Source organism: Siphonobacter sp. BAB-5405 (genome assembly GCF_002872335.1).
Classification (GTDB): Bacteria; Bacteroidota; Bacteroidia; order Cytophagales; family Spirosomataceae; genus Siphonobacter.
The window spans coordinates 21593-36038 of record NZ_NJAG01000046.1 but is presented as its reverse complement, the minus strand read 5'-3'; the positions used below and the strand labels follow the sequence as shown (position 1 = coordinate 36038).

The window sequence follows — 14446 nt, the reverse complement described above, 5'->3', positions numbered from 1 at the left end:
TAAACTCAGGCGTCGACTGGCTGTTATGAGTAAACGTTTGCCTGATAGGGAATTCAAAGAGCTTCGCCTGGTAAGTATTAGCCTATGTAGCAAAGGATGTAGGCCTGTTGCTCATCCGCTTGCTGAAAGGTTGCCTTCAAACCTTCCAGATTTTCACTTAGCTCGCGGGCGGTATACGCCACATTCGGATCATCAGAGTCGGCCCAGGCCCAGGGATAAATGTTTTCCTCGTTGAGTTCCTGGGCATTAAAGTTTTGCCGGATGTGATCGACCGGAATGGTTTGTAAAACCTGATGAATGGTCTTGATCTGATCCGGACTCAGGTAAGGAATCATACGTTCAACCGCATCCCAGTAGTCGGCCGTCTCCTCGTCACTTAACGACTCAGGATCAACATTTTTGAAATCATAAGGAGTGATGAACTGATCGGGAGTGAATAGCCATTGAAGGATTTCTTTTTCATCCTCCGATCTTCCTTTGAGCAGAACGTACTCCAAGCCCATAAAGGTTTTCTGTAGCAGAAGACTAAATTTGGCTTCAGCCATTGCTGCCTTATCCTGACCCTTACTGGCGTGAAGTTGTTCAAAATTGCTGGTATCCAGCGTATACAATGACAGGGATTGTCCCATAAGCAATAATGACTAGACCGTAAGGGGTGAACGTTTTAGTTGAGCTACTTCCTTTTTTAAAGCTGAAGATTTTTCCCAGTATTGAAGCCGTTCTTCGAGGACGGCTGGCATAGGCCTTGCCGTTTTTTGCTGTAAGTCAATGTATTGCAAAAGTATTTTCTTCGTGTTTTTCAGCGGCTTTTCTGCATTCATTCGTTTTAGGATACCTTCCAGCAGCTGACAGGCCACGTCATTATGTGTGGGAGACAGATTGATCATTGCCGCGAGCGTATCGACAAAGCGTTGAACGGGACTATACGCATGATTCAGTAAAACGCCAATAATTTGTGTGAGCAGGTCCGCATCGACCCGCTGCTCTGAAATCAGTTGGGCCAGTATATCCATAGCCAGTTGCCGACTGTTCGCCGTTTCTTTGAGTATCCCTGCTGCCAAAAGCAGATGAGCACTTTCCAGAAGTGGGGTTTCGGTTTCCAGAAGTTGGGTCAGACTCCCCTGGAGCGTACTTTGGGTACCCGACGGACCCGACTCCGATCCTTGTCCACTGCTTCTCAACGCCCTGAAAAACAAGGGTTCAGGCTGATTGGGTAGCAACGAGAACAGATAATGAAGACCGGGTTCAATCTCAAAATCTTTCGACTCTTCCCAGACCGTGTATTTGGAAAGATACGATCCATGAAAATGTTGGGAATACAGCAGCGGCAAAGGATTTGAGTCGTAATAAAAAGCATCAGTGCTGAGTAAGAGTAGGTCAATCTCGGGAGAATCTTTGTAGTACCTGTCTTTCTTCACCCGGAAAGTCCTGGTATCCCATTTCGTTTCAAAAGGTCGACACACATTGGGATAGGTTCCAAAAGCATACCTTTCAAACTCCGGATAGATGCCCAGATAATTCTTCGTACGGGCTGCTACTGCCAGAAGCATCGGCCAGATTTCTTCTGAAGCGAAAGATTCTACGTTCGAAGTTTCAATGGAATGAAAGGGATAGGGTTCCAGAGCGTCAAGCGATTCCTGGAGATTCTGATCCGCATTTAGTACATACGTCAGTAAAGTTTTAAAATTTGGCGTACGAAGCTGCTGAGCTTTACCTAAGGCGGCTTCTGTCTGTTCAAGTCGAAGGCGGGCTATTGCTACGGCTAAATCAATTTCATTGATGACAACCTCCGCTTTTTCAAACGCGAACAGACGTTATACCAGAATCTCGGGATCAATCCAGAAAGGCCGATGCGTGGGTGTACTCAGCAGGGAGAGTCGCTGGTTTGCTTTCGCCAGGGCTTTCGCATACATCATTCGTACCCAGAAAACAGTAATAAATTCATCATTGGAAGCGGGTGATACCAGATGGTTCAACGCTGTCGTTTCAAACCCATTGGACCAATCCTGCAGGAAGCCACGAATGAGCCAAATGGTTTTGCTTGACATAGCCTCAAAATGAAAGCTACTCACCTGATCCTGGAAATCTGCTGGAAGATCGAATCCTTGCTGAAGAAGGGAATCCAGTAAGCGTTCCACTTCTGAAACATCAAAGTGGGTAGTAACCTTACCGATTAAGAATAACAAGTCTTCCCAGTTCGTGACAGCAGTAATACGCCGATCCTCCGTCAGTACCCGGATGGATTTAGGCTGATACACGTAACGTTCGATGGGAGCAGGCGGCGTGGACGATAAAAAGCTTCCCAGTAATTCATAGGCGTTTGCCGGAAGGATGTCGGTATACAGCAACAATTCCTCCCGGAGCCATTCTTCCTGCGGCTGACTCCAGCGGGCAACGATCCGAATGACTTTTTCCTGTATGGAAGCATCTTTTACCAGCAAGGCCGGCAGGGTAACCCGCACCGTTTCGGCCGTAGCTGCGGGATGATCGAGGGGTAATTCTTCCAGAATGAGTAACGCTCTGCTGGCTCCCAGCTTCGCGTGTTTACCACTCAGTAAGAGTTCGATGGCGAGCAGAAAATCAGCCCATCGAAAAGCAGGATGCCTGCTCAGCGGTTTCAGCTCCTGTAAAACCCAGTTGATTCCTACGCCGTGTTGTGTAGTGAGTACCGCAAATAGCTCCGACTGTACCTGGATTGTTTCTTCAGAGCTAAGCTTAATTTTTTCCGCGATGCTCTTGAGCCACAAAAATTTGGTTCGGTGAAAATCATTTCGGGCCAGGTTGGCAAGTACCTCTTTTAATACATCCTCGGGAAGGATGATTTTTCTGGAAAGCAATTCTGCTACAAAAGGAGTCCAATAGGTTTCATACCCATAAGAACTGGTCAGGTCGACATGGGTAAACAATGACAGCAAATCCCTGGCAAGGGTACTTGTTTTGACTAATGACTCGATCTCGTCAAAAGTCAACCCCATGCGATCAGGGCTAACGACTCGACCGAATAGATGAGGTTCATAACTAATAAGCTGACCCGATTCGAGTCTTTTCAAAAAGGCATAGGAAGGAATCCAGTACCTTTTTTGAATCATAGTATTAATCCAGCTTGGTAGCCAGGAACCGAAGTTTCTAAACTGGAAGATGCGGATCAGTTGATCTTCTTCTACATCCGTTCGTACGGTTAAATACGAAGGAATACTCATCAGCTCACTTCTGGTGAAGGTCAGCAATGCGGCCATGTAACAGCTTCGACACTGCTCATTGCGAATGTCCCCTTCCGGTATAAAAACACTGAAAAGTTGCTGACTAAGCTGGCGAATAGCAGCCTTACTGGCTTTGTGCGTACACTGTGGCGTGTTTTGTAAAAAGGCGATCAGTTCATCCGGGCGGCTGGATAAAATGAGTTCTTGCAAGGTGTCCTCAGGGGTCATGGGTAAAGGCAAAAGGCGATGTTAGATACGGCTTAGTTCCAGAACCGTTTTTTTCAAAGCCGGGTACTGCTGCCAGTGGTTCAGGTGTTCGGATAGGTGATCAGGTAAACGGCGACGATTCATCTGCAACAGATCCTGATAGATTGACAGGAGTTTGGCCGTGTTTTTAGGGGGCTGACTATAAGCCTGATTTAGCAGAATCTGTTCAATGAACTGAATGAGGGCGTCTTCGTGCAGGGGAGAGAGTCGTCGTAATGCTTCCAGGCTATCAATCACTCGCTGGAGCGGAGCAAAATTCTCTTTCAGTAATTTACCCAGCTCCTGCCCTAGCGTTCTCACGTCCAGCTTTTGTTGTTCTATTTTTTGAACGAACACTTCCTGTGCCAGTGCCCGATCCGTCGCTTTAGCACTGATAAATCCCTGGGCGAGTACCATTAATCCGTACTCGTAGAAAACGGCCTCTTCGGGCAGTAGGCTTCGTAAGGCTTTTTCGAGTGCCTGTTGATCCGACTGATTGGTTTTGTAGCGTAAGGCTCGTACCTGCAAAACGCGGTAGTAAAGTGGCTCGCGATACTGAGGAATGAGCGAAGCAGAGAAAAGAAAATCAGCAGCGAAGCTGTAATCCTGCGTCTCTTCAAAACGGCCATGTATGGGATAGTGCAATGAATAAAGTAGCGTCTGAGGAATCTGAGTATGTACTTCACTGGCAAATTCCAGGCGTTGAAATATTACCGGATTTTTACTCCACCGGTGGTTTTGTTGCTCGAATTCATGTTCCCAGGCAAATGGATAGAGCGTCGATACGTTGGGATAGACACCGAGATCCGTGGTTTTAAATGCTTCCCAGTTTGCCCGAGGGGATTTACTTCGGGCCGCGACTGCGTAATAGCTCTGCTCAACCGTGACATCCGAACGTTCGCCGGAGGCCACAAAGCGTTGGTACATCTTTTGCCAGAATGCTTTCTTTTGCTCCGGCAGAACTAGTTCCTGAGCCGGGTCAAGTAAAAACCTCAGCACCCGGGTTTCTTCACTCTCTTCCAGTTTTTCGAGTCTGGTGAGAGCCTCCTGGGTATCTTCCAGTCGGGTGCGGGCCAGGGCTAGGAGAAAATCGAAGGGTTGACAGGCCATTTTTGCCCGCTGATAGCATGCCAGCCGTTCGATCAATACCGAAGGGCTGATCCAGCACGGAGCGTGGGTCGGCGTGCTGAGAAAAGGTAAAGTCGCTGCCCGTAACGATGGGATCTGTTTAAACCGCTGCTGCCAGAAAGGAATAAAGGGATCGTGGTACTTACCAGGTTTGTAATGATGCACTCTGGCGTACTGAAACCCACCAATCCAGTCTCTGAGCAGCAGTGCTACCAGCTGATCCAGGTCCCAGCTCAGTTCAGCGTACGAATGGCTTTTTAGCAGGGGCTTTACTTGTTCCTCGGCGTCTGAGGGTAAGGCCGGCAGGTGCACGATTGCATCCATGATCCGCTCCAGCTTGATTGGGTCATCACTGCGGAGGGGAGTGGTCAGTTCGTACAGAAGTTCTTCCCAGGTACGGATGAAATGAATTCGATTCTGTTCCCTGATAAGCTGAACGTTAGGACTAGGGTCGTAGTGATAGGTAGCCTGTTCCGTCGAGGCCAGACGGGTTTCATAAGCTGCCAGCTTTTCAAGGGATTTCGCCGAAAGATTACTGCCGTACAAATCAATCTGTTCACGTAGCGTTTCATCCTGCGTGTTTCCCCACTGACTGATAATTTTCGTGGCTTTCTCCTGAATAACCGGATCGGTAGTAAGTAAAGAAACAACCGCCAGCTCGGTGACCCGGCTTTGGGTTTGTGGATAGGCTTTAGGAAATTTCAGCAAAATATCCAGAATTGATTTTCGGGCATTTTTGACGTCAGTTCTGCTCAGTACCTGTTCCGAACGCTGTAAAAATTCTTCCCAGGCAAAGTCTTCCTGAAAGACCATTTTTTTTAAATGGCCCATAGCCAGATTCAGTGGCAGAGAAGATTCAGTATTGAGCAGAGTCAGTAAAGGCAACTGCAAACCGAAAAGCTCCGCTGGTGTAGGTTCCAGTCCAGTAAAGAGATCCCTGAACCACCCCAGCAGGTCTTTGCTGAAGTCATCCCGGACGAGGCCTTCCAGGCACAGTTGCAGGATTCGATACCGATCCAGTTGCTTTCGCTCGATCAGGTACCGATAAATGTCCATCCAGGACAGGGCTTTCAGGTTCCGGTTGGCAAAATGAACTTCGGTGGCAATAGCCGTTTCGTAGAAAAAGACCGATTCGAGATCGTGGCTGATTAAAAAGGAGTCTCGTGAAATGGCATACAACAGATTCTCGGGAGTAGAAGTATTATTAAAACGGCTTTCAACGTAGCCCAAACACATTTCTTCTGCAAAAAGCTTTCGGTCGTGCCTAATCACCTCCTGCTCAAGTAATACTCTCAATTTATGGTAAGTCAGTCCATTCCAGCGGTTCTTTTGTTTGGACTGACGAATCCACTCATTGGCCCATGCAAGGGATTGGGCGTATTTCAGAACTTCCACCAGCTGGTACAGGGGCACATCCTTCACATAGAAAGCCAGGTACTGCGGCAGGTTAATGCGTTCCTGATTGGTAAATAAGGCCAGAGCCGCCAGAAGGAGGAACTCCCCCCGCGATTCTTTTCTGGGATGCAAGCCGATGGTAGCATGATTGGCTTTTGCCAGCTGACGAATACGAACGTTTACCTCCTTGATATCTTTAGCGGGCAAAGCGTCAACCCAGGGTAGTAACGCATCAAAAGTTAAGGTCTTTACCAGCTGTTCAAACTGATCAGGATAGGACATGAAGGGAAGAATAAAAACGCAAATTAGGACTGAAGAGCTAACTGAACGGCTAATACGTGTTTACACGACCCCCGTAAGCCCTCGTGGGACGCATACCAGGGACAGGTACAGCGGGCTTTGTTGCCTTCGATCAGTACGCGGTAAACGTTATCCTTGCTACCTCTTACCCGGGCCTGAACACGATCAGGCGTTTGCTCCAGTATTTCGATTCCATCGGCTTCCAGCAGCGACTGGGCATTTTTCAGGCGGGGGTTCAGACTCAGGATCCGGCTGGGCCTGAAGGGCAGTTTTCGGTAGAAGAACTGGTGATCGATTACGTCGTAGCCCAGCAGTCCCATGGCTGAAAGATGCATACTCACTCGATTCAGCACAACGGGGTCGAGGTCTTTTTCCAGGGAAAGCAACGTAGGGTTAAACGCTTCGTTGGTTTGGAAAAGCTGTCGGGCTCCCTGAATATACGACTCGGGTACGGCTTCCACCAGCGTATCCAGAATATTGCCTTCCCCGGAAAATCCGCGTTTTGTTTCTCGGGACAGTGTTAGTAAGAACCGCAGAGTTCCGAGCCTGAAGACAAAGGCAGTGGCCTGTTCATCCGGACTTTGAAAAACGTCCAGACCCTCCTGCAGAGGCACAAGGGCCTCCAGCAAACGAAGCCGGTGTAGCCCTCCGATTCGCAGGGATTTACCCGAAGCTACGGGACTGAAAACCGGACGATTGGCCCGATAAGTCAGAAAAAAATCGTTGGAAGTTTCTCCCCTGGGCAGAGACTGGAAGAGCTGAAGGGTTTGTACTTTACTGTAGGAACCGAAAGGCTCCATCGTGGAAAGATAAGCCTGAACAGCCGTGAGTCCTTTAATCCAGCGAGTGGGTAAGGTTACTTTACGTTCGATGATTTGCTGGCCCTGTTTCTCCAGAATAACCTCTTTTTCGCCCACTGAAAAAAGGAGTTTATCCTGGCGGCTAACGGTACTTAAAGCCTGAATCATGGGCTCGTTGAAGTCAACGTTCGTAGTACCACTGCCCAGGAATTCACCATCCAGCGAGGAAGGTAACATATCGACCCGGGCATAGACGCCGTTACACCCCGAAAACGCTTCCAGCCGCATCAGACCGGCCCCAGCCGTGACAATGGGATCCCGCATGGCTGACCGCTCCGCAGCAGACAAAGTAAAGCGGGAACGAACCACCTTCGATAAAGTCATAAAGGCTCGGGCAGTTACGTACGGGTCCAGGAGTGAACCCCAGAAGTAACAGGGAGTATCTTCTTCCAGGGAATCTTCATTGAAAGCAGCTAAACTTAGGAAGGGACTCGCCGAATGGCTTTTTAACGCAGAAGCGTTTGCATAGTGATAGGTATAGGTAGACACGGTAATTCTGGATCAAATGAAAAGCAAAAGGTACAAACAAATTTGAAAACAAACCAGTACTTAATTTTCCGATCATCTTTAAAACGTATTTTCTGCTATACTAAGATAACTTCGTACTGAATGTCATTTTAAATATTCTGATAGCTTGATTTTATCTTAATCAATGGATTACTATTTGCAATAATGATAAAATCAAAAAGTTTCAGTGGAAAAGTGTCTGGTAGTTATCAGAATTGATTAGACTTATTTAATTGTATGTTTTATCAAAATTTTAGATCCAATAGTAGAATGATTTATAAGAATATTAAATGATATTTTATTGTGAAAATTTATTCTATTTGCAGTTATTTAATAATGCTTTTGTATAACCATTGCTGTGTTATACAAAAGCATTTGATACTTATCGAAGGTTTCTATAATTCGATAAATGTTCTGGTGGAAAATTTGCTATTAATACCAGGGCCTGATGCTACCCTCTGATGAACTTATCAACTTCGACTGTATATTCTTCAGCAATAACCTAGTTGATGGTTTTTTGGTAAACTGCTGATTTTGAAAAATTTGAAACTTGTTGTTGCCCTTTTTGCAACGGCTTCGTATAGTTGATGCATTCAGGAAGATGATAAGTAGTTGGTAAGTTAATTAAAAAGTACATAAAGGATATTATCCTGCCTTGGTTGTGTAAATAGAGTATTACATTAATCAAAAGCGGATTTTATAAATAAATAGTATTTAAGCTTTTTTAATTAATTTGATTAAGGTTTTACTTGTATTTATGAAATTTGAGTTATTGCTAAAACAATCATTTATTTTCAAGGATTATTGATGAATCTATAACTCTATTTTACAATAATTTGTATCAATCTCATCGCATTCTGCTGATCAGTGTGCTGAACGAATGGGAAATTGGTCGTTTGCTTTTATAGAAAGTAGAGCAACGTTTGACTAAGTCCAAAAGTAGTAACCATTGCAGTGTCGTTCACTTTTACAAGCCTCAACGCTACCTGCCTTTTGCCTAATACTAACAGTAGCTAGGTAAACCATTTTCAGGGTATTCAAATTTCTAAAAATGCGAATGGTAGAGTAGGACTACGGGACTATTCTGCGGCTAATCATACTAGCCCCAAAGGGCCCTGATTCATAAAAGGCTACATAAAAAATGAAAATCGTTAGGGCCTTGACTCGCTTCATTCTAACTTTCTGCCATGACGATTTCACCCCTGGATTTACTGGTGTTACTGGGCTCTCTGCAGGGCTTCATTCTGGCTGTTGTATTGGTACGCCTACGTGAAGGCAATCGGCTGGCAAACCGATTGCTGGCTGGATTGCTTGGCCTGATGGCCCTGGCGAGTCTGGGTGTAAGTGTTCCCATTACCCACCGTTGGGTGGGCCTTCTGCTTGATTTTTTCCCATTTTACAATATAATGCTGTTAGGTCCGCTGCTGTATTTTTACGTGAAAGCCGTGCTTGACCCTGCGTTTCGTTTGGGAAAATCCGAATGGCGACAGTTGGTTCCGGTGGTGTTGGATTGGGGTGCGAAGTTGATCGGCTGGACTTTTCTGGCCGGTTTGCTTGTAGGGGCAGTAAGTAAGGAGCAAGGCCCCGCCTGGGGTCATTGGATGAATCAGTATGAAACCTATGCCGACCTGCCCCGGTGGATTTCAATGACCGTTTACCTGCTTTTATCCAGACAATGGCTGCATAGACAGGCTATGAATGAACGGGAAACGGAACCGCAAAACATTCGCTGGCTGCAAGGCGTAGTAACCCTCTTTCTGATGTTTCAGGGCGTTTGGCTTTTGCATCTGGTCCCCACGCTTATTCCCTCGATGCGTTCGGCGGTTCTAAGTCAGTTCGGCTGGTATCCTCTGTATATTCCAATGGCCGTACTGATTTACTATCTGGGCCTCAAAGGGTATGTACAAACGTTGAGTCCGGCCGTATCCATCGCTCGCAAACCTAGTTCGACTACCCTGGCGGAGGAGACCGTTCAGGCAGTTCTGCATGCCCTTACCAAAGCGATGGCCGAAGATAAACTGTACCTGGACCCGGAACTAACGGTTCAAAAAGTTAGTCAGCATACGGGCCAGCCCGCCAAATCCATTTCGTTCGTGCTTAATCAGCACCAGCAAAAATCCTTTAACCTGTTTGTCAACGAATACCGGATCGAAGCGTTTAAGCAACGCCTGTACCAGGATCCCCTACAGCAATTGACGCTAACGGGACTTGCCTTTGAATGCGGTTATAACTCCCAGGCTACGTTTCAGCGAACGTTCAAGCAAATGACGGGTCTGACCCCCAGAGCGTATCTCAAACGTCAGACCCCGTAGAAAGTAACGCTCAAATCCGGATTTGAGTAGACTTCTGCTTCGATTCACGCCTATTTGGGCCTGAAATCAATCAAGACGTTTGTATGAAACGAATGCTTAGTCTGGTCACCTTTCTACTTACTTCCTACGTAGCAGTAGTTGCTCAACCCCTCAAAACCCTACCTCATCAGGCGGACGAATACCTGCGATCAGCGAAGGCGGCCTACCGCTTTAACGGGGTCGCCCTGATGGCCCACCGGGGAGAGGTCATCCTTCACAAAGCTTATGGCTTTGCTCAGGTGAGCAGGTCCACGCCTAATGACACGTCCACCCGCTTTCCGATTTTATCAGTTACCAAATCATTTACGTCGGCCCTGGTTTTAAAACTTCAGGAACAGGGAAAACTCTCAGTGGAGGACAAGCTCAGCAAATACCTTCCTGACTTCCCCCATAGCCATCAGATAAAGCTGCATCACCTGATGAACCATACGTCGGGTCTGTTTAATTACACCGAGTTGATTGATGAGGAAGATTCCACGATCGTTTGTCATCCCATTTCCAGACAACTCTTTTTTGATTTGATGCAGCACAAACCCCTGGCGTTCACTCCCGGAAAACAGTTTAGCTACAATAACTCGGGGTATTTTCTATTGGGTCTGGTCATTGAGCAGGCGACTGGTAAACCTTATGAGCAGGCGATGCGGGAGCTGATTTTTCAACCTCTGGGCATGAACCATTCGGGTTTTGACTATCTGAACCTGCCGGCTGGTGCCAGGGCCTTTGGATATGATACGCTAACGAGTACGCATGTGTCAGCATACCCGCATCCTGATTCGACCGTGTTGTATGCCGCCGGGGGCATTTACAGCACGGCCCGGGATTTGTTTCAATGGGCCAGGGCCGTGGCTACCAAACAGCTTCTCGCCGAAAAAACCTGGAAACAGGCTTTTAAAGAAGGTTACGGCTGGCAAACCGGAACCTATGAAAACAAAGGCTACGTCCGGCATTCGGGGGGCTATCCGGGCTTCATGGCTGAATTCATCTATTATCCAACCGAAGACCTCACGATCATTCTGTTAAACAACTTTGGTACCTATACCGATTCGATCTTTCCAGTAGTCATGGACCTATCCAGTATGGCATTCGGTAAACCCTATGATTTATGGCAGGAGAGAAAGGAAGTCGAATTGAGTCAAAATGAACTTGAATCGTACGTAGGAACATACCGACTAAATAAAAAGTACGCTATCGATATTGTAGTAAGGCAGGGGAGGCTCTATGCTCTGGGGCATACGTCTGGTCAAATGCCCGAGTTAGCCTTACACGCTACGAGCCCCGGTCATTTTTTCGTCTGGACCTTTAATAACTACGTGACCTTTAAAAAAAAGGCTTCCGGGGAAGTAAGCGGTTTTGTACTTCGGGAACACGGCAAGGATAGTACCTGGGAAAAAGTAAAATGAGTGGGTCGCGTCTATGCTGGGTCGGGGTATTTTAAGTACCTTGCTGTTTGAAGAATACACCGTTTCGTAAAGGGTTGATCTAGTGTAGCCAAAACCTTTGGGAAGAGGTTGATAGCCGGATTTCACCCGTTTAGGCGAGCGGATGAATGAGTCGTATCCCTTGAAATCCGTACATGCCGAATCAATCCGCTTTCAGAAATCGCTTTGTATCCCTGGACCTGTTGAGAAGTATTGCCATCACGATGGTGTATCTGTTTCACTATGGTCGACTGTTCAAGTCACCTGCCTGGATTACGGATAGCAGCAGTTTTGGCTGGGCGGGCGTTGATCTGTTTTTTGTGCTGAGTGGTTTTTTGATTGCGACGCCCTTGCTGGAAGAAATCAGTCAGCGGCACACGCTGGATCTAAAGACTTTTTTCATCAAACGGTTTTTCCGAATCCTGCCAGCCTATGGGTTTGTCTTAGCCCTCTACTACTTTTTTCCCTTGGTGCGGGAACGCGGAATGCTGGCTCCCCTTCATAAATACCTGACTTTTACCCAGAATATAAACCTGGACATTCTCCATCATAGTGCCTTTTCTCACGCCTGGTCCTTGTGCGTGGAAGAACAGTTTTACCTGTTTTTCCCGTTGCTTCTGCTGATTTTACTACATTTTCGTCTGTACCACCTGGGCCAGTGGGTGCTGTTTGGATTCTTCTGCTTTGGCGTACTGATCCGGTACCTCTCCTGGAGCTACGTGCAGGACTATCAGGAAGGCAGCTACAGTCAATGGTACATCTGGGTGTATTTCCCAACGTATACCCGGTTGGATGGGCTGCTGGTAGGGATTAGTTTAGCGGCTCTTCATCAGTATCGGGCGGGCGGGCTGGAAAAATTACGTCCGTACGCCGCCATCATTTTAGTGAGCGGCTTGCTCGTTTTAACTGCCGGAGCCTTAATCTGTACCGACCTCGCTTCCTTTACAGCTACGCTTGTGGGCTTTCCCATCGTTGCGTTAGGCTACGGAACTATCGTTTTATCGTTAATTCTTTTACCCAAACAGAAGTTTCCCGGGCGAAAGCTCTGGCGAATGCTGGCGGAATTATCCTATAGCATGTACCTGAGTCACAAAATTGTAATTCATCTGACCCAACGCTATGCTGGCGAATGGGGGCTGGCGAAGGATGGTAACGCCATGTTTTTGCTTTGCACGCTTTTAACGGTGGGCGTCGCTTATCTTATGCACATCGCGATTGAGCGGCCCTTCTTACAACTCCGTCACAAGGTTTTGCCCGCTCCGGTGGTTCAGGTACCCCATGTGGGGGTAGTACGATGAGCTAAGGTTCCGGCCAGAAAGTCGGTTACTTAACGATGAAAAAGGAACCGTTTCCGGGGCCGGTCAAGCGATGTCGAATTCTCCACTGATCCGTTGATGCTTCCTGATTAGGGGAAGTATCCAGATAAATTTCCGGTTACCTAAGGAGCCTATCCTTAAGTAAACAAAATCATGGTAAAAAGCCTTATGGCTGCGTATGATCATTCCCGGACCTGGAGAAATTTTATTTTAATCAATTGAAAAGCAACCTTTTGCAGAGATAGAGTGGTTGCTGCGTGAATTCTTCATAAGTTAATCCAGAAAAGGCGGGTTGGTATGCGTTGATTCATTTACTTTAACGCCTCACAGAAGTTCTTACTACTTTTTATAAATCACTGGCTTACCGTACGTGTAACGTGATTCGACCTCAACCCCTGAACAGACAGAAAACCTAGCCATGAACAGCACTGGTCTACCATCGACACCAAACCAAAAAGGACTATTCACCCGGCCTTATCTAATTGCAGCACTCGCCGTTTTGCTTTTATTTCTGGTTTATGCAGGGATATACACCTTTTATAACGGCTACGATGAACGTTCCGCCAGGCAAAAGGAGCTAAACCTGAACGTTCCAGCCGATTCTCTGTATCTATCTCAGCGTCAGTACGCCAGGCAAATGGATAGCCTTGTGTTACCGTACGTGAAAGCCCGTCAGACCAGTGGTTACTTCACTCATCGGGGCCGCCGGATTGCCTACCATCAATACCGATTAGCAGCACCCATAGGCAATGTCATCATCTCCCACGGCTTTACGGAGCGGAAGGAAAAATATCAGGAGATGGTGTATTACTGTTTGAAAAAGGGGTATCAGGTATTTATTCTGGATCATTTTGGTCATGGCAGCTCCTCGCGGGCTTCCAGCGATTCTTCCCTGGTGCATTGTAGCGACTACCACGTGTGGGTGGATGATCTGCAAACTTTTATCGCGACGATTGTTCACCCGCAAGCCAACGGTCAAAAGACCATTCTTTACGGGCATTCCATGGGTGGGGGTATTGCTGCCCGTACCCTGGAAGAATACCCCCAACTGGTAGATGGCCTGATTCTGAATACGCCGCTATTTAAACTATTGATCGAAGGTATTCCGGATTTTGCGGGCGATCCCGTTGCCAGGACTCTGGTGTCTCTGGGAAAGGGAAGTACCTACGCCCTGGGAGCCCGGGCTTTTGATCTGAAGAAAGATAAAGTCTATCACCCGCTCATCCCAGCGACTTACTGCGACGAGAAAGGAGCGTATTGGCATCGGTACACGCTGGGCCTCACGCAGCATCCAAGCTTTGGGGCCTCCTGGGCGACGGCTTCCACCCTGATGGACCTAACGCACTCGGTCGTTAAGCGAACAAACGTTGAAAAGATTACCATTCCCATCTTACTGTTTCAGGCTGAACGCGATGGCTACGTAGATCCCAAAGGTCATTTCACGTTTGCCAATCGGGCTCGTAACCTCGAATTTTACCGGGTAAAGGGAGCGGGTCATGAAATTTATCTGGAGTCGAACGTTTACACCATTCCTTATTTTCAGGAGGTCTTTCGCTTTATGGGAAATGTCAAAAAGCGGCAGTAGAGGAATGCTTGTCCGTGAATGCTTCCCGTATCTGAGGTTGGGCTGGTTACTACAATTGGCAAGAGCCGGGCAGAACCAATAGGTTGCAATCTTGAAAGTTCCAAACAGGTGTAAAGACAGGATTTACGCTTGGTTCCAAG

At 47.2% G+C, this 14446-nt stretch carries 7 protein-coding genes and 1 pseudogene; 4 read left to right on the top strand and 4 right to left on the bottom strand.

Translation table 11 applies throughout. The annotated features are described in order from the left end of the window. Nucleotides 1–77: 77 nt before the first annotated feature. The 4 genes and pseudogenes from BWI97_RS24245 to BWI97_RS24225 form a co-directional block, all read right to left on the bottom strand. Nucleotides 78–629, bottom strand: coding sequence for a DUF1877 family protein (locus tag BWI97_RS24245; protein ID WP_102203164.1), 552 nt, complete (start codon nucleotides 627–629; stop codon nucleotides 78–80). Nucleotides 630–641: 12 nt separating this feature from the next. Further along, a pseudogene (locus BWI97_RS28555) lies at nucleotides 642–3428 on the bottom strand (DUF6493 family protein). 21 nt (nucleotides 3429–3449) lie between these two features. Further along, nucleotides 3450–6251, bottom strand: a complete 2802-nt coding sequence (locus BWI97_RS24230) for a DUF6493 family protein (RefSeq protein ID WP_102203161.1) — start codon at nucleotides 6249–6251, stop codon at nucleotides 3450–3452. A gap of 23 nt (nucleotides 6252–6274) precedes the next feature. After that, on the bottom strand, nucleotides 6275–7618 hold the full coding sequence (locus BWI97_RS24225) for an SWIM zinc finger family protein (RefSeq protein WP_102203160.1): 1344 nt from the start codon (nucleotides 7616–7618) through the stop codon (nucleotides 6275–6277). Between the two features lie 1205 nt (nucleotides 7619–8823). Here BWI97_RS24225 and BWI97_RS24220 point away from each other — a divergent pair. The 4 genes from BWI97_RS24220 (at nucleotide 8824) to BWI97_RS24205 (ending at nucleotide 14306) form a co-directional block, all read left to right on the top strand. After that, the gene (locus tag BWI97_RS24220) at nucleotides 8824–9948 is read left to right on the top strand and encodes an AraC family transcriptional regulator (RefSeq protein WP_102203159.1); all 1125 of its coding nucleotides are present in this window, start codon (nucleotides 8824–8826) and stop codon (nucleotides 9946–9948) included. 83 nt (nucleotides 9949–10031) lie between these two features. Further along, nucleotides 10032–11387: a serine hydrolase gene (locus BWI97_RS24215; protein ID WP_102203158.1), complete on the top strand. Its 1356-nt coding sequence runs from the start codon at nucleotides 10032–10034 to the stop codon at nucleotides 11385–11387. A gap of 173 nt (nucleotides 11388–11560) precedes the next feature. Further along, nucleotides 11561–12703, top strand: a complete 1143-nt coding sequence (locus BWI97_RS24210; protein ID WP_102203157.1) for an acyltransferase — start codon at nucleotides 11561–11563, stop codon at nucleotides 12701–12703. A gap of 436 nt (nucleotides 12704–13139) precedes the next feature. Then, a complete protein-coding gene (locus BWI97_RS24205) occupies nucleotides 13140–14306 on the top strand; it encodes an alpha/beta hydrolase (protein ID WP_102203156.1) in 1167 nt (388 codons plus the stop codon). Nucleotides 14307–14446 lie beyond the last annotated feature (140 nt).

Bases quoted from the DNA above. Each gene is read 5' to 3' on its own strand.
- BWI97_RS24245 (WP_102203164.1), bottom strand. From the start codon at position 629: ATGGGACAATCCCTGTCATTGTATACGCTGGATACCAGCAATTTTGAA.
- BWI97_RS24230 (WP_102203161.1), bottom strand. From the start codon at position 6,251: ATGTCCTATCCTGATCAGTTTGAACAGCTGGTAAAGACCTTAACTTTT.
- BWI97_RS24220 (WP_102203159.1), top strand. From the start codon at position 8,824: ATGACGATTTCACCCCTGGATTTACTGGTGTTACTGGGCTCTCTGCAG.
- BWI97_RS24215 (WP_102203158.1), top strand. From the start codon at position 10,032: ATGAAACGAATGCTTAGTCTGGTCACCTTTCTACTTACTTCCTACGTA.
- BWI97_RS24210 (WP_102203157.1), top strand. From the start codon at position 11,561: ATGCCGAATCAATCCGCTTTCAGAAATCGCTTTGTATCCCTGGACCTG.
- BWI97_RS24205 (WP_102203156.1), top strand. From the start codon at position 13,140: ATGAACAGCACTGGTCTACCATCGACACCAAACCAAAAAGGACTATTC.